Below are 14364 nucleotides of genomic sequence, written 5' to 3' on the forward strand. Positions count from 1 at the left end.
CTCAACCCTTCATCATGTTGATGTCTTCGACCGAGATGGTGCCCTTGTTCCGGTAGAACACCACGAGGATGGCCAGGCCGATGGCCGACTCCGCCGCCGCCACCGTCAGCACCAGGAGCGCGAAGACCTGCCCCGTGAGGTCGCCGAGGAAGGCCGAGAAGGCCACCAAGTTGACGTTCACGGCGAGCAGGATGAGCTCGACCGACATCAGGATGACGATGATGTTCTTGCGGTTGAGGATGATGCCCGCCACCCCGAGGGTGAACAGGATCGCCGCGACGATCAGGTAATGGGTCAGGCCGACAGCCATAGGCTTCTCCCGGCGCCCGGCCCGGAATGCCGGCGCGCCAAACGCGCTCGTCCGATCGTGAGGTCCGACGAGTCGCGTGTGATGGTCTTAAAGGGGTTGCGGCCGGTGCGCCAGACGCTCCGGACGCTCAGGTCTCGGTGGGGGCCTAGAGGCCGACGCGCGACGGCACCTTGCGGAGCTGCACGGCGACCTTGCGGTCGCGCAGGTTCTGCGCGTCGATGCTCTGGCGCTTCACGCCGCGGCGCGAGCGGAGCGTCAGCACGATCGAGCCGATCATCGCGGTCAGCAGGATGAAGCCCGCCGCCTGGAAGAAGTAGACGTACTGCGTGTAGAGGATCCGCCCCAGCGCCGCCGTGTTGGTGACGCCGGCCGCGATCGGCGCCGCGCGCGGCGTCACGGTGGCGGGCTCGATGGTCCAGCCGCCGACCACCAGGATCAGCTCGATCAGCACGATGGCGCCGATGGTGGCGCCTACCGGCAGGTACTGCAGGAAGCCCTGGCGCAGCACGGTGAAGTCGACGTCGAGCATCATCACGACGAACAGGAACAGCACCGCCACCGCGCCGACGTAGACGACCACGAGGATCATCGCCAGGAACTCGGCCCCGAGCAGCATGAAGAGCCCGGCCGCGTTGACGAAGGCCAGGATCAGGAACAGCACGGAATGGACGGGGTTGCGGGCCGCGATGACCATGAAGGCCGAGGCGATCGCCACGAAGGAGAAGACGTAGAAGAGGAAGGTGGTGGCGACCATGCGGCTCAAATCTCCCGCCGGCCGCCGCCCCGAGGGCGGCGGCGGGCGCGTCGGTCAGGGGCTCCCACGGAAATGAGCGCTTCGTTTCGCGACGCGCATCCCCGACACAGGGAGAGATGGATCGAAGCACTCATCCCCGTGGGTACCCTCAGCGGTAGGGCGCGTCGGCCTTGATGTTGCGCTGGATCTCGCGCTCCCAGCGGTCGCCGTTGGCGAGCAGCTTGGCCTTGTCATAGAGGAGTTCCTCGCGGGTCTCCACCGCGAACTCCATGTTGGGCCCCTCCACGATGGCGTCCACCGGGCAGGCCTCCTGGCACAGGCCGCAATAGATGCACTTCACCATGTCGATGTCGTAGCGCGTGGTGCGGCGCGTGCCGTCGTTGCGGCGCGGGCCCGCCTCGATGGTGATGGCCTGCGCGGGGCAGATCGCCTCGCAGAGCTTGCAGGCGATGCAGCGCTCCTCGCCGTTCGGGTAGCGGCGCAGGGCGTGCTCGCCGCGGAAGCGGGGGCTCTGCGGGTTCTTCTCGTGGGGGTAGTTCAGGGTCGGCTTCGGCTTGAAGAAGTAGCGCATCGACAGCGCGAAGGCGCCGATGAACTCCGACAGGAACAGCTGCTTGGCGGCGAGGTCGAGCCTCATGGGACACCTATGCGGACGAGCGGGGCGGAGGGGCTCAGTGGAACGAGCCGCCCATGCCGGTGATCTCGAGGAAGCCGGCGACGATCACGACGTAGACGAGGGAGATCGGCAGGAACACCTTCCAGCCGAGGCGCATCAGCTGGTCGTAGCGGTAGCGCGGCACGAAGGCCTTCACCATGGCGATCAGGAAAAACATGAAGGTGGTCTTCAGCACGAACCAGATCACGCCCGGCACCCAGGTGAAGGGCGCGAACGGGATCGGGGACAGCCAGCCGCCCAGGAACAGGATCGACATGATGGCGCACATGGACACGATGGCCACGTATTCGCCGAGCATGAAGAGCACGTAGGGCGTCGCCGAATATTCGGTCATGAAGCCGGCGACCAGCTCCGACTCGGCCTCGACGAGGTCGAAGGGCGAGCGGTTGGTCTCGGCCAGGGCCGAGATGAAGAAGATCACGAACATCGGGAGCAGCGGCAGCCAGTACCAGCCGAAGATACCCAGCGCCGAGTTCTGCGACATGACGATGTCGGTGAGGTTCAGCGAGCCCGCGCAGAGCAGAACGGTGACCAGCACGAAGCCGATCGACACCTCGTAGGACACCATCTGGGCGGCCGAGCGCAGCGCCGACAGGAACGGGTACTTCGAGTTCGAGGCCCAGCCCGCCATGATGACGCCGTAGACGCCGAGCGACGAGATGGCGAAGAGGTAGAGCACGCCGACGTTGAGGTTGGCGACGGCCCAGCCGAAGTTCACGGGGATCACCGCGAAGGCCGAGATGGCCAGCGTGCCGGTGACTACCGGCGCCAACAGGAACACGCCCTTGTTGGCGCCCGCCGGGATGATCGGCTCCTTCAGGGCGAACTTGGCGAAGTCGGCGAAGCTCTGCAGCAGGCCCCAGGGCCCGACGACGTTGGGGCCGCGGCGCAGCTGCACGGCCGCCCAGATCTTGCGGTCGGCGTAGAGGATGTAGGCGACGTAGATCAGCACGAGGGCGGCGAAGACGACGCTCTCGAGCAGCTTGAGCCAGAGGGAGACGGAGCCGTCGTTCATCGGTTCACTCCGCCGCCTGCTGGAGGTGGCCCTGGGCGAGCAGGACCGAACATTCCGCCATCACGGCCGAGCAGCGCGCGATGGGGTTGGTGAGGTAGAAGTCTTCCACGGGCGAGCGCAGCGCCGAGCGCTCCACCTCGCCGCCGAGCGCCGCGAGCGCTCCGAGGGCGTCCCCCGCCGCCGGGACGACGTGTTCGACCTCGGCGAAATGCGGCACCGCGGCCTGGAGCGCCGCCTTGAGGGCGCGGTAGCTGTCGAAGGGCAACCGGGCGCCGAGGTGGTCCGACAGCGCGCGCAGGATCGCCCAGTCCTCGCGGGCGTCGCCGGGCGGGAACACCGCGCGGTCGGACTGCTGCACGCGCCCTTCCGTGTTGGCGTAGAGGCCGGCCTTCTCGGTGTAGGCGGCGCCGGGCAGGATCACGTCGGCGCGGTGCGCGCCGCGGTCGCCGTGCGAGCCCTGGTAGATCACGAAGGCACCGGGGCCGACCGTGATCTCGTCGGCGCCGAGCAGGTAGACGACGTCGAGCGCGCCGGGCTCCGCCATGGCGAGGGCGTCGAGCCCGCCCTCGCCCGGCACGAGGCCGAGGTCGAGGCCGGCGACGCGCGAGGCCGCGGTGTGCAGCACCGAGAAGCCGTTCCAGCCCTCGGCGACGGCGCCGAGGCCCTTCGCGACCATGGCGGCGAGCGCCAGCACGGCCGAGCCGTCGCGGCGCGACAGGGCGCCCTGCCCCACGATGACCAGCGGCCGCGCACCGGCGCGCTCGACCTTGCTCGCGAGATCCTTCAGCGTATCCGTGCCGGCGCCGAGGTACTCGTAGGGGTAGGTCAGGTCGGCGCGCTCGCCGATGACCTGGATCGGGAAGTCGCCCTTGAGGAAGCGCTTGCGGATGCGGGCGTTGAGCACGGGGCTCTCGCGGCGCGGGTTCGAGCCGATGATGAGCAGCGAGGTCGCGTCCTCGATGCCCGCCACCGTGGCGTTGAACAGGTAGGAGCCGCGGCCGTGCTTCGGATGGAGCTGCGAGCCGTCCTGGCGGCAGTCGACGTTGGGCGAGCCCAGCCGGTCGGCCAGGGCCTTGAAGGCGAACATGTCCTCGGCGCTGACGAGGTCGCCGGCGATGAAGCCGACGCGCTTCGGGTCCGTCGCCTTCACCTTGGCGGCCACGGCCGCGAAGGCTTCCGCCCAGGTGGCGGCGCGCAGGCGGCCATTCTCGCGGATGTAGGGCCGGTCCAGGCGCTGCGCCTTGAGCCCGTCGACGATGTGGCGGGTCTTGTCGGAGATCCACTCCTCGTTCACGGCGTCGTTGATGCGCGGCAGGATGCGCAGCACCTCGCGGCCGCGCGAGTCGACGCGGATGTTGGCGCCGAGCGCGTCCATCACGTCGACCACCTGCGTCTTGTTCATCTCCCAGGGGCGGGCCTTGAAGGCCGCGGGCTTCTGCAGCAGCGCGCCGACGGGGCACAGGTCCGCGACGTTGCCCTGAAGCTCGGACCCCATGGAGGATTCGAGGTAGGTCGTGATCTCCATGTCCTCGCCGCGGCCGATGGCGCCTATGTCGCCCGTGCCGGCCACTTCCGAGGTGAAGCGGACGCAGCGCGTGCAGTGGATGCAGCGGTTCATGGAGGTCCGCACGATGGGACCGATGTACTTGTCCTCGACGGCGCGCTTGTTCTCGTGGAAGCGCGAGCCGGCGACGCCGAAGGCCATCGCCTGGTCCTGCAGGTCGCACTCGCCGCCCTGGTCGCAGATCGGGCAGTCGAGCGGGTGGTTGATCAGCAGGAACTCCATGATGCCGTGGCGGGCCTTCTTGACCACGGCCGACTTGGTGGAGACCTGCGGCAGCTCGCCGTTCGGGCCCGGGCGGCAGTCGCGCACGCCCCAGGCGCAGGAGGCCACCGGCTTGGGGGCGCCCTTCAGCTCGACGAGGCACATGCGGCAGTTGCCGGCGATCGACAGCCGCTCGTGGAAGCAGAAGCGCGGGATCTCGGCGCCCGCGGCCTCGCAGGCCTGCAGCAGCGTGTAGTCCGCCGGCACGTCGACTTCGCGTCCATCGACGACGATCTTGGTCATCGCAATCCCTTCGCGGCCTCAGCCTTCAGAATCATTCCAAGCGGCATGGTCATAGCCCATCCCGCGGCGCGGCGGCACCCTTCGCCGCGCTTCCACCAGACAATTGGCCCCGATCGCCCGGCGCCTCAATGCGGCACGTCGACGAGGTCCAGGCGACGCTCGATCCGGTGGAGACGAGCATCGAGACTCTCCATCCGCCGATGCACTCCGACGACGGCCTCTTCGACGGCCGTCATCGGAATTTTGAGATCCCGGACATCGTCGGTCAGACGATCGACCTTGGCGTCGATACGGCGGAGATATGTGAGGACAAGGTTGTCAGGCTCGTCGCCCATGACGTCACTCCGCCGCGATGCGGATCGGCTCGGGATGCGGGTTCGCCATGTAGGTGTCGATGCGCTTCTCGATCTCCGGGCGGAAGTGCCGGATCAGGCCCTGCACGGGCCAGGCTGCCGCGTCGCCGAGCGCGCAGATGGAGTGGCCTTCGAGCTGGGTCGTCACTTCGAGGAGCGCGTCGATCTCGCGCTTCTGCGCGCGGCCCTCCGACATGCGGGTCATCACGCGCCACAGCCAGCCCGTGCCCTCGCGGCAGGGCGTGCACTGGCCGCAGCTCTCGTGCTTGTAGAAGTACGAGATGCGGGTGATCGCCCGGATGATGTCGGTCGACTTGTCCATCACGATCACGGCCGCGGTGCCGAGGCCGGACTTGAGGTCGCGCAGCGCGTCGAAGTCCATCGGGCAGTCGATGATCTCGTGCGCCGGCACGATGGGCACGGAGGAGCCGCCGGGGATCACGGCGAGCAGGTTGTCCCAGCCGCCGCGGATGCCGCCGCAGTGGCGGTCGATCAGCTCGCGGAACGGGATCGACATCGCCTCCTCGACGTTGCAGGGCGTGTTCACGTTGCCCGAAACGCAGAAGAGCTTGGTGCCGGTGTTGTTCTTGCGGCCGATGCCGGCGAACCAAGCGCCGCCGCGGCGCAGGATGGTGGGCGCCACCGCGATGGATTCGACGTTGTTGACCGTGGTGGGGTAGCCGTAGAGGCCCATGTTGGCGGGGAACGGCGGCTTCAGCCGCGGCATGCCCTTCTTGCCCTCGAGGGACTCCAGCAGCGCCGTCTCCTCGCCGCAGATGTAGGCGCCCGCGCCCCGGTGGACGTAGATGTCGAACGGGTAGCCGTGGACGTTGTTGGGCCCGACGAGGTTCGCCTCATAGGCCTCGTCCACCGCGGCGTCGAGGCGGTCGGCCTCCAGCACGTATTCGCCGCGGATGTAGATGTAGCAGGCGTTGGCGTGCATGGCGAAGGAGGCGATCATCGCGCCCTCGATCAGCATGTGCGGATCGTTGCGCATGATCTCCCGGTCCTTGCAGGTGCCGGGCTCGGACTCGTCGGCGTTGATGACGAGATAGGCCGGACGCGCGGGGTCGGGCTTGGGCATGAAGGACCACTTCAGGCCCGTCGGGAAGCCGGCGCCGCCGCGGCCGCGCAGGCCCGACGCCTTCATCTCGTTGATGATCCAGTCCTTGCCCTTCTCCAGCAGGCCCTTGGTGCCGTCCCAGGTGCCGCGCTTGCGCGCGCCTTCGAGGCGCCAGTCGCCGATGCCGTAGAGGTTGAGGAAGATGCGATCCTTGTCGTCGAGCATGGCGCTTCTCCTCAGGCGGGCTTGTCGGATGCGGCCGGGCCGGCGGCGGGCGAGCCGGGGCCGGTCGTGCCGCGGTCGGCGGCGGGGTCCGCCTTCGGCGGCTGCTCCTGGCGGTCGGCGTCGGCCTCGGGATGGGGCTTGTGCACCGCGCTCGACTCGATCTGCCCCGTGCCGACGGGGTCGTCGGTGCGGGTGCCGGTGCCGGCCACCGAGCCTTCCGGCCGGGCGTTGCCGCCGAGCGGGGCGTGCTGGCCGTCGAGGCCGCCGTGGCCCAGCTTGTTGGTCTCGCCGCCCTGCTTGGCCTGCGCCTCCGCCCCGTCCTGCCGCGCCTTCTCGGCGGCGGCGCGCTCGTGGTCGGGCGCCGACTGGGTGTCGCGGGCTTGCAGCGCGTCGTCGAGGGCGGGGTCGCGGTCCGCGGCCGTCAGTTCGGCCTCGTTGTCCTGCTCGTGCAGCGTCGCGAACCTGTCCTCGTCGCCGTTCACGCCGTACCAGGTGGTCAGCGAGGTCAGGCCGTTCGCGGGCTCGGAGGTGAGCCGGCCGGTCTGCGAGCCGCGCTTCACGGGGCGTCCGGCGGCGAGGTCGTCGAGCAGCCTGTCGAAGTTCTCGGGCGTGAGGTCCTCGTAATAGTCGTCGTTGATCTGCACCATGGGGGCGTTGCAGCAGGCGCCCAGGCACTCGACCTCCAACCAGGAGAACTTGCCGTCCGCCGACACGGTCTCCATCGGGCCGACGCGGCGCTCCAGCACGGCCTTGATGTCGTTGGCGCCGCGCAGCACGCAGGGCGTCGTGCCGCAGAACTGGATGAAATGCTCGCCGACCGGCTTCAGGTTGTACATCGTGTAGAAGGTCGCGACCTCCAGCACGCGGATGTAGGGCATGCCGAGGATGTCGGCGATGCGCTCGATGGCTGGCTTGGGCACCCAGCCGTGGTGCTGCTGCTGGGCGCGGCGCAGGAGCGCCATCACGGCCGAGGCCTGGCGCCCCTCGGGATACTTGCGGATCTGGCGGTCGACCCAGGCCCGGTTCTCGGGGGTGAAGTCGAAGCTTTCGGGCTGGGTCTCAGCGAGGCGCCGAACGGTCATCAGTTCATCTTTTCGCAGGTCTGCCGGGGTGCGCTGTGGCACAGATAGGCCGAGGTGCCCCGCTGCAGGATGATGTAGGCCCCGCCGCTCGTGTCGGCGAAGGCGGTCTTGATCTCGTATCCTTCGGACAGGAGCTTCGCCACCGATGTCGCGGCCTGCGCGGCGACCGCTCTGGCGGTCGCGAGGGCGGCCGTGGCCGCCGCCAGCGCCAGCAGCACACCGGCGGCGAGGCGCCGCATCAGCGATCGACCTCGCCGAACACGATGTCGAGCGAGCCCAGCACCGCCGACACGTCGGCGAGCAGGTGCTCGCGGCACATGAAGTCCATGGCCTGGAGGTGGGCGTAGCCGGGCGCGCGGATCTTGCAGCGGTACGGCTTGTCGGTGCCGTCCGAGACGAGGTAGACGCCGAACTCGCCCTTGGGCGCCTCCACGGCGGCGTAGACCTCGCCGGCCGGGACGTGGAAGCCCTCGGTGTAGAGCTTAAAGTGGTGGATGAGCGCCTCCATCGAGCGCTTCATCTCGGCGCGCGGCGGGGGGGCGACCTTGCCCTGACGCGTCGTCACGGGCCCCTGCCCGTCCGGCGCGCGCAGCTTCCTGCAGCACTGCTGCATGATGTAGGTCGACTGCCGCATCTCCTCCATGCGGATCACCTGGCGGTCGTAGTTGTCGCCGTGGGTGCCGACCGGGATGTCGAACTCCATCTCCTCGTAGCACTCGTAGGGCTGCGCGCGGCGCAGGTCCCAGGCGGCGCCGGAGCCGCGCACCATCACGCCCGAGAAGCCCCAGGCCCACGCCTCGTCCAGCGTGACGATGCCGATGTCGACGTTGCGCTGCTTGAAGATGCGGTTGTCGATGAACAGCGCTTCGAGGTCGTCGACGACCTTGAGGAAGGGCTCGCAGAAGGCCTCGATGTCGTCGATCAGCGCGGGCGGCAGGTCGGCGTGGACGCCGCCCGGCCGGAAATAGTTGGCGTGGAGCCGCGCCCCGCAGGCCCGCTCGTAGAAGCCCATCAGCTTCTCGCGCTCCTCGAAGCCCCACAGCGGCGGGGTGAGCGCGCCGACGTCGAGCGCCTGCGTGGTGGTGTTGAGGAGGTGCGACAGGATGCGGCCGATCTCGCAGTAGAGCACGCGGATCAGTTGCGCCCGGCGCGGCACCTCGATCTTGAGCAGCTTCTCGATGGCCAGGACGAAGCCGTGTTCCTGGTTCATCGGCGACACGTAGTCGAGCCGGTCGAAATACGGGATGTTCTGGACGTAGGTGCGGTGCTCCATCAGCTTCTCGGTGCCGCGGTGGAGCAGGCCGATGTGCGGGTCGACGCGCTCGACCACCTCGCCGTCGAGCTCCAGCACGAGGCGGAGCACGCCGTGGGCCGCGGGGTGCTGCGGCCCGAAGTTGATGGAGAAGTTGCGGATCGTCTGGTCGTTCATGACGCTTTCTCGCCGTCGGCGCCGAAGCGCTTGGCCTTCTCGTCGCCGGGCAGGGACGCGATGTCCATCGCCTCCCAGGGGGACAGGAAGTCCCAGTCGCGGTAGTCCTGGGTCAAGCGGACGGGGTGGTTGACGACGCGCTTCTCGGCGTCGTTCCACCAGGACTCGACGAAGCCCGTCTGCGGGAAGTCCTTGCGCAGCGGATGTCCCTCGAATCCGTAGTCGGTGAGGAGGCGGCGCAGGTCGGGGTGGCTGGAGAACAGGATGCCGTAAAGGTCGTAGGCTTCGCGCTCGTACCAGTTGGCGGAGGGGTAGACGGCCGTCAGCGAGGGCACCGGCGTGTCCTCGTCGGTCTGCACCTTCACGCGGATGCGGCGGTTGTGCTTCGGCGACATCAGGTGGACGACGACGTCGAACCGCAGCGCGCGGGTCGGGTAGTCGACGCCGCACAGGTCGATGAAGTTGACGAAGCGGCAGCGCTCGTCGTCGCGCAGAAAGGTCGCGAGCGGCACGATGTTGTCCGCCGCCGTGAGCAGCGTCAGCTCGTCATGCGCCACCACGACCGTCACGGCGCCGTCGGGGAAGCCGGCTGCAACCGCTTGCCCGAGATCCTGGTCCGACAATGTCGCGCTATCGTTCATGGGGTCAGGTCTCGGGAACGGGGAAGCTCAGCGCTCGATCGTGCCGGTGCGGCGGATCTTGCGCTGCAGCATCAGGAAGCCGTAGAGGAGCGCCTCGGCCGTGGGCGGGCAGCCCGGCACGTAGATGTCGACCGGGATGATGCGGTCGCAGCCGCGCACCACCGAATAGGAATAGTGGTAGTAGCCGCCGCCGTTGGCGCAGGACCCCATGGAGATGACGTAGCGCGGCTCCGGCATCTGGTCGTAGACCTTGCGCAGCGCGGGGGCCATCTTGTTGGTCAGCGTGCCGGCGACGATCATCACGTCGGACTGGCGCGGGCTGGCGCGCGGGGCGAATCCGAACCGCTCGGAATCGTAGCGCGGCATGGAGAACTGCATCATCTCGACCGCGCAGCAGGCGAGGCCGAAGGTCATCCACATCAGCGAGCCCGTGCGGGCCCAGTTGATGACGTCGTCGGTCGAGGTGAGGATGAAGCCCTTGTCGGCGAGCTGGTCGCTCATGCCGGCGATGAAGCCGTCGTCGCTCTGGATGGCGCGGCCCGTGCGCGGATCGATGAGGGGCGTCCCGCCCTCGGGCGGGCGGGCGGTGACCAGCGTGCCGCCGGTGGCGGGCGCGCCGGCGTCCAGGTTCTGCTTGGCCAGATCCCGATCGGAACCCGGCTTGGTGTCGAGGATCAGTCCCATTCGAGGGCGCCCTTGTTCCATTCGTAGATGAAGCCGATCGTCAGCACGCCGAGGAAGACCATCATCGACCAGAAGCCGAACACGCCGACCTCGTGGAACGCCACCGCCCAGGGGAACAGGAAGGCCACTTCGAGGTCGAAGATGATGAACAGCAGCGCGACCAGGTAGAAGCGCACGTCGAACTTCATGCGGGCGTCGTCGAAGGCGTTGAAGCCGCACTCGTAGGCCGAGAGCTTCTCGGGGTCGGGCGCCTGGAACGCGACGATGAAGGGGACGACGAGCAGCGCGCCCGCGATCACCGCCGACACCGCGATGAAGATCACCAGCGGCAGGTATTGGTCGAGAAGCCCCGGCATCGCGCCTCCACGGGGCCGCGGACCGGACCCTCACAGCACATCGCATCCGGCACCTTTTCGGCCCCGGCCAGCTTGGAGATGAACTAATGTACCGCACTGCACCGCGCAAGGCGAAAGCCCGGCGCGGGCGGCTTCGCCACAGGGGCGGCACGCCGCGCGGCGCAGCATCGCCGGCTGCCTTGACGCCTCCCGAGCGCGGCCGCGCCCCGCCCTCTCACGCCGCGCCCGGCGGCGCCGCGGGCCTCGGCCCGGACGCCTCCGCCAGCAGGGCGACGAGCAGGTCGGACTGCGCGACGAGGCCCATCAGCCGGCCCTCGGGGCCCACCACCGGCAGGTGGTGCAGGCCCGTGCGCGCCATCAGCCGCACGGCGTCGGCGAGAGGCGCCTCGGGGGAGAGCGACGCCACCGGCGCCGTCATGATGTCCTCGACGCTGCCGTGCGGCGCGCGGCCCCGCCCGAGCGTCAGGCTCAGGCGCCGGGCGAGGCCGAGCCGCGGGCCGGCGCGGTCCCAGGCCGGCTTGTCGAGCATGTCGGCCTGCGTGACGAGGCCGAGCACGCGGGCCCGCTCGTCCGTCACGGGCAGCGCCTCGGCGCCCCGCATCCGCATGAGGCCCAGCGCGTCGCCGATGGGGGCGCCGGGCGACACCGCAACCGCGTCGCGCCGCATGACGCTCGCGCAGGTGGCGAGCCCGGCGCGGCGCCGGTAGGAGCGGATCTCGGCCTGGCGCAGGATGGCTTCGAGGTCGCGGCGGTCGATGTCGAGCAATTGGTCGTGCTCGACCAGCACGGCGTCGATGTCGGCGGCCTCGAAGCCGGAGCCGGACCGCGACGGCGCCGCGTCGCGCTCCGCCGCGGCCGCGATCGGACGGTGCGGATAGGAGCGGCCGGCGAGATTGTTGAAGGCGAGCGCCACGGCGAGCAGCAGCACGCTGTTGGCCGCCACCGGCCACAGCACGAAGCCGAAGCCGAGATCGCGGATGGCCGGGCCGCCCAGCACGGCGGTGAGCGCGACGGCGCCGCTCGGGGGGTGGACGCAGCGCAGGGTCATCATCAGCCCGACCGCCAGGGCGACCGCCGCGGCGGCCGCCACGAAGGGCTGCGGGACCAGCGCCGCCAGCGCGACGCCGACGAGGGCCGCCACGGCGTTGCCGCCGAGGATCGACCAGGGCTGCGCCAGCGGGCTCGACGGCACGGCGAAGAGCAGCACCGCGGAGGCGCCCATCGGGGCGATCAGGGCCGGCAGGGCCGCGCGGTCGCCCACGGCGAGGTGGCACACCGTCCCGGTGACGAGGATCCCGACCAGCGCGCCGGCGGCCGAGCGGAGGCGCTCGCGCAGGCTCACCGGGGTCGTGTGGGGCCTCCAGGCGGAGAAATCGGGGCGCATGCACTCGCGTTCGTCGAGCCGGACCGGCCGGGACACCCCTTTGCATGCCGCGCGGCTCCGCGCCATCATCCCGCGGGTCGAGGCGCCCCGGCGTCGGAGCGCGGAGCGACCATGATGGTCCAGGCGGTCGAGGGATTGGTCGGGCTCGCCGTGACGGCCCTCGCCCTCGCCGACATTTTCTGCACCATCCTGATCCCCGGCCCCGTCAAGGGGCCGTTCCGCATCGCCATCCGGCTGCGTGACCTCGGGCTCCCGCTGTGGCGCGGCCTGTCGCGGCTGCGCGCCGGCGGGCGGCGCCAGCGGCTGTCGAACGTCTTCGCGCCCCTGGTGTTCTTCCTCGCCTTCGGCACCTGGAGCGTGCTGCTGCTGCTCGGCTTCGCGCTGATGTTCCACGCCGCCGCGGCCTCGTTCAGGCCGGCGCTCGACGGCTTCGACCAGGCCCTCTACGTCGCGGGCTCGTCGCTGCTGACGCTCGGCGTCAGCGAGGTCGACGCCAAGGGCGGGGCGCGCTGGCTGATCCTGTGGGCGGCCCTGTCGGGCTTCGGCATGATCACGGCGACCTTCACCTACATCCTGCAGATCCAGAACAGCCTGCACCAGCGCGAATCGGGCGTGCTGACCCTGGCGGGGCTCGCCGGCAAGCCGCCGTCCGGCATCGGCCTGCTCGAATCCTTCGCCGCCCTGGGGCTGCGGGACGATCTCCCCGACTTCTTCAAGGACTGGCGGGACCTGTCGGCCGCCGTGCTGCACAGCCACATGTCCTTCCCGGTGCTGGTGTATTTCCACTCCGTCGACGCGGAAAGCGACTGGCTGTCGGCCCTGCACGCCGTGCTCGACGCCGCCACCATCGTCATGGAACTGACCGAGGAGATGTCGACCGGCAAGGCGGCCCTGCTCCACCGCGCGGGGTCGCGCACCGTGTCGCACCTGTGCGCGCTGTTCGACCTCGGGCTCGATGCGGCCGACGCTCCCGCGGACGAGGACGTGGCCGCGGTGATCGAGCGGCTGCTCGCCGCGGGCTACCGGGCGAAGCGGCTCACCGGGCCGGAGACGGCGCGCTTCCTCAAGCTGCGCGGCGACTATTCCGGCCGGCTCGACGCCCTCGCGGCGCATCTCGGCGCCGAGCGCACCCGCCTGATCCCCGGCTGAACCCCGCCCTCAATCGAACGCCGCCTCGGACCGCCGCACCGCCGCGATCAGCGCGTACGAGACGGCGTCGAGCGCGTCGTCCTTGAGCAGGTGCTCGTGGACGGCCTCGACCGCCACGACGTGCAGGTTGGGGCAGAGCTCGGCCCAGCGCGCGGCGTTGGCGGTGCCGTAGTCGCCGGTCGTGACCCGGAGGCCCAGCGCGGGGCAGCCGCGCGGGCTCCACCCCTTCAGGGCCTTGTTGCGCAGATGCCAGAGCATGGCGCGCCGCATCGCCTCCGCGCGGTCGCCTGGCTCCGCGTCGGGCGTCGCCGCCTTTGCGACGAGGCGCCGCACGGTGTTCATCGATCCCACCGCGTCGACCGCGACGGTCTTCAGCAGGCGCCGCGGCGCGGCCAGCACGGAGGCGGACGGGCCCGGACGCGGCGCCACGGTCGGCGGCTCGAAGGGTCCGTCGAGCACCGCGAGGAAGGACACGCGGCGGCCGGCCTCGGCGAGCTGGGCCGCGACTTCGAGCGCCATGCTGGCGCCGAAGCTGTAGCCCACCAGGGCCACGGGTCCCGTCGGCCGCCGCCGCTCGATCTCGTGGGCGATCATGCGCCCGGTCGCCGCCATGTCGGTGAGCAGGGCGCCGCGCGCGCCGGCGTCCGGCAGGGCGAGCATGTCGAAGCGCAGCACGCCGCGCAGCCGCGCGCGGAGGTCGCGCAGCTGCGGCTCGTCGCCGAACACGCTCGGGATCAGGAAGGCGTCCCGCCCTCCGCCCGCGTCCGGCGCCGGGCAGGGGTGCGGCGCGGCGGCGGGGAGCGGCGATTCGGCGGCGGCGGCGGCAAACATGGGCACCTCGCTGGTGATCGGCGAAGCGTCCCACGCGGCACGGGTTCGATCAAAGATGGCATCGAGACAGGGTGAACGGCCTTCACGCCTGGCCGCTTCAGCGGGCCGCGATCGTCCGGATCGCCTCGCCGATCGCCGCGATGGAGCTGAACCGCGCCCGCGTGATCATCTCCTCGGGGAACTCGATCCCGAACTCGTCCTCGATCGACAGCATCACCTCGACGGTGCCGAACGAGGTCAGCCCGGCCGCGTGGAGGTCGCTGTCGTCGCCGAGCCCCTTCACCGGCACGGGCAGCCGGCCGACGCGGCCGAGGATGGTGCGGATGCGCTCGTTCATGGCCTCC

Annotated in this window: 17 protein-coding genes; 1 reads left to right on the top strand and 16 read right to left on the bottom strand. The window is 70.1% G+C overall.

Features of this window, described 5'->3' with window-relative positions:
* Window position 1: 1 nt before the first annotated feature.
* The 14 genes from nuoK to L7N97_RS04585 form a co-directional block, all read right to left on the bottom strand.
* Entirely contained in the window at window positions 2-310 is a 309-nt protein-coding gene (nuoK, locus tag L7N97_RS04520; protein ID WP_129227407.1) for an NADH-quinone oxidoreductase subunit NuoK, read from the bottom strand.
* Window positions 311-455: 145 nt separating this feature from the next.
* Window positions 456-1064: an NADH-quinone oxidoreductase subunit J gene (locus tag L7N97_RS04525; RefSeq protein ID WP_237477162.1), complete on the bottom strand. Its 609-nt coding sequence runs from the start codon at window positions 1062-1064 to the stop codon at window positions 456-458.
* 148 nt (window positions 1065-1212) lie between these two features.
* Complete coding sequence (gene nuoI, locus L7N97_RS04530) at window positions 1213-1701, bottom strand: NADH-quinone oxidoreductase subunit NuoI (protein WP_237477163.1); 489 nt, start codon at window positions 1699-1701, stop codon at window positions 1213-1215.
* A gap of 34 nt (window positions 1702-1735) precedes the next feature.
* Window positions 1736-2755, bottom strand: coding sequence for an NADH-quinone oxidoreductase subunit NuoH (gene nuoH, locus L7N97_RS04535; RefSeq protein ID WP_237477164.1), 1020 nt, complete (start codon window positions 2753-2755; stop codon window positions 1736-1738).
* A gap of 4 nt (window positions 2756-2759) precedes the next feature.
* The gene (gene nuoG, locus L7N97_RS04540) at window positions 2760-4823 is read right to left on the bottom strand and encodes an NADH-quinone oxidoreductase subunit NuoG (protein ID WP_237477165.1); all 2064 of its coding nucleotides are present in this window, start codon (window positions 4821-4823) and stop codon (window positions 2760-2762) included.
* Between the two features lie 125 nt (window positions 4824-4948).
* Complete coding sequence (locus L7N97_RS04545) at window positions 4949-5158, bottom strand: hypothetical protein (RefSeq protein WP_237477166.1); 210 nt, start codon at window positions 5156-5158, stop codon at window positions 4949-4951.
* A 4-nt stretch (window positions 5159-5162) separates the two neighbouring features.
* Window positions 5163-6464 carry an NADH-quinone oxidoreductase subunit NuoF gene (gene nuoF, locus L7N97_RS04550; RefSeq protein ID WP_237477167.1) on the bottom strand — a complete coding sequence of 434 codons (1302 nt, stop codon included), beginning with the start codon at window positions 6462-6464 and terminating at the stop codon, window positions 5163-5165.
* Between the two features lie 11 nt (window positions 6465-6475).
* Complete coding sequence (gene nuoE, locus L7N97_RS04555; RefSeq protein ID WP_237477168.1) at window positions 6476-7546, bottom strand: NADH-quinone oxidoreductase subunit NuoE; 1071 nt, start codon at window positions 7544-7546, stop codon at window positions 6476-6478.
* Entirely contained in the window at window positions 7546-7785 is a 240-nt protein-coding gene (locus tag L7N97_RS04560) for a hypothetical protein (protein WP_237477169.1), read from the bottom strand. Before L7N97_RS04560 ends, nuoE begins: the two co-directional genes overlap by 1 nt.
* Window positions 7785-8975, bottom strand: a complete 1191-nt coding sequence (locus L7N97_RS04565; RefSeq protein WP_237477170.1) for an NADH-quinone oxidoreductase subunit D — start codon at window positions 8973-8975, stop codon at window positions 7785-7787. Before L7N97_RS04565 ends, L7N97_RS04560 begins: the two co-directional genes overlap by 1 nt.
* A complete protein-coding gene (locus tag L7N97_RS04570) occupies window positions 8972-9616 on the bottom strand; it encodes an NADH-quinone oxidoreductase subunit C (protein ID WP_237477171.1) in 645 nt (214 codons plus the stop codon). The genes L7N97_RS04565 and L7N97_RS04570 overlap by 4 nt, the downstream gene beginning before the upstream one ends.
* Before the next feature lie 27 nt (window positions 9617-9643).
* Window positions 9644-10300, bottom strand: coding sequence for a NuoB/complex I 20 kDa subunit family protein (locus L7N97_RS04575; protein WP_237477172.1), 657 nt, complete (start codon window positions 10298-10300; stop codon window positions 9644-9646).
* The gene (locus L7N97_RS04580) at window positions 10291-10656 is read right to left on the bottom strand and encodes an NADH-quinone oxidoreductase subunit A (RefSeq protein ID WP_237477173.1); all 366 of its coding nucleotides are present in this window, start codon (window positions 10654-10656) and stop codon (window positions 10291-10293) included. The genes L7N97_RS04575 and L7N97_RS04580 overlap by 10 nt, the downstream gene beginning before the upstream one ends.
* Window positions 10657-10870: 214 nt before the next feature.
* A complete protein-coding gene (locus L7N97_RS04585) occupies window positions 10871-12040 on the bottom strand; it encodes an HPP family protein (RefSeq protein ID WP_237477174.1) in 1170 nt (389 codons plus the stop codon).
* A gap of 111 nt (window positions 12041-12151) precedes the next feature.
* On the opposite strand from L7N97_RS04585, the gene L7N97_RS04590 reads away from it, so the two are divergent.
* The gene (locus L7N97_RS04590; protein WP_237477175.1) at window positions 12152-13189 is read left to right on the top strand and encodes a hypothetical protein; all 1038 of its coding nucleotides are present in this window, start codon (window positions 12152-12154) and stop codon (window positions 13187-13189) included.
* A 9-nt stretch (window positions 13190-13198) separates the two neighbouring features.
* Here L7N97_RS04590 and L7N97_RS04595 read toward each other — a convergent pair whose 3' ends face one another.
* Window positions 13199-14020, bottom strand: coding sequence for a thioesterase domain-containing protein (locus L7N97_RS04595; protein ID WP_237477176.1), 822 nt, complete (start codon window positions 14018-14020; stop codon window positions 13199-13201).
* 97 nt (window positions 14021-14117) lie between these two features.
* Entirely contained in the window at window positions 14118-14357 is a 240-nt protein-coding gene (locus tag L7N97_RS04600) for an acyl carrier protein (protein ID WP_237477177.1), read from the bottom strand.
* Window positions 14358-14364: the final 7 nt, after the last annotated feature.

Source organism: Lichenibacterium dinghuense (assembly GCF_021730615.1).
Taxonomy (GTDB): domain Bacteria; phylum Pseudomonadota; class Alphaproteobacteria; order Rhizobiales; family Beijerinckiaceae; genus Lichenihabitans; species Lichenihabitans dinghuensis.

What these genes read in the sequence shown, in the direction of transcription:
- nuoE (WP_237477168.1), bottom strand. Translation starts at nt 7,546, where the DNA reads ATGACCGTTCGGCGCCTCGCTGAGACCCAGCCCGAAAGCTTCGACTTC.
- L7N97_RS04585 (WP_237477174.1), bottom strand. Translation starts at nt 12,040, where the DNA reads ATGCGCCCCGATTTCTCCGCCTGGAGGCCCCACACGACCCCGGTGAGC.
- L7N97_RS04570 (WP_237477171.1), bottom strand. Translation starts at nt 9,616, where the DNA reads ATGAACGATAGCGCGACATTGTCGGACCAGGATCTCGGGCAAGCGGTT.
- L7N97_RS04560 (WP_237477169.1), bottom strand. Translation starts at nt 7,785, where the DNA reads ATGCGGCGCCTCGCCGCCGGTGTGCTGCTGGCGCTGGCGGCGGCCACG.
- nuoI (WP_237477163.1), bottom strand. Translation starts at nt 1,701, where the DNA reads ATGAGGCTCGACCTCGCCGCCAAGCAGCTGTTCCTGTCGGAGTTCATC.
- nuoH (WP_237477164.1), bottom strand. Translation starts at nt 2,755, where the DNA reads ATGAACGACGGCTCCGTCTCCCTCTGGCTCAAGCTGCTCGAGAGCGTC.
- L7N97_RS04600 (WP_237477177.1), bottom strand. Translation starts at nt 14,357, where the DNA reads ATGAACGAGCGCATCCGCACCATCCTCGGCCGCGTCGGCCGGCTGCCC.
- nuoF (WP_237477167.1), bottom strand. Translation starts at nt 6,464, where the DNA reads ATGCTCGACGACAAGGATCGCATCTTCCTCAACCTCTACGGCATCGGC.
- L7N97_RS04545 (WP_237477166.1), bottom strand. Translation starts at nt 5,158, where the DNA reads ATGGGCGACGAGCCTGACAACCTTGTCCTCACATATCTCCGCCGTATC.
- L7N97_RS04580 (WP_237477173.1), bottom strand. Translation starts at nt 10,656, where the DNA reads ATGCCGGGGCTTCTCGACCAATACCTGCCGCTGGTGATCTTCATCGCG.
- nuoG (WP_237477165.1), bottom strand. Translation starts at nt 4,823, where the DNA reads ATGACCAAGATCGTCGTCGATGGACGCGAAGTCGACGTGCCGGCGGAC.
- L7N97_RS04565 (WP_237477170.1), bottom strand. Translation starts at nt 8,975, where the DNA reads ATGAACGACCAGACGATCCGCAACTTCTCCATCAACTTCGGGCCGCAG.
- L7N97_RS04590 (WP_237477175.1), top strand. Translation starts at nt 12,152, where the DNA reads ATGATGGTCCAGGCGGTCGAGGGATTGGTCGGGCTCGCCGTGACGGCC.
- L7N97_RS04575 (WP_237477172.1), bottom strand. Translation starts at nt 10,300, where the DNA reads ATGGGACTGATCCTCGACACCAAGCCGGGTTCCGATCGGGATCTGGCC.
- L7N97_RS04595 (WP_237477176.1), bottom strand. Translation starts at nt 14,020, where the DNA reads ATGTTTGCCGCCGCCGCCGCCGAATCGCCGCTCCCCGCCGCCGCGCCG.
- nuoK (WP_129227407.1), bottom strand. Translation starts at nt 310, where the DNA reads ATGGCTGTCGGCCTGACCCATTACCTGATCGTCGCGGCGATCCTGTTC.
- L7N97_RS04525 (WP_237477162.1), bottom strand. Translation starts at nt 1,064, where the DNA reads ATGGTCGCCACCACCTTCCTCTTCTACGTCTTCTCCTTCGTGGCGATC.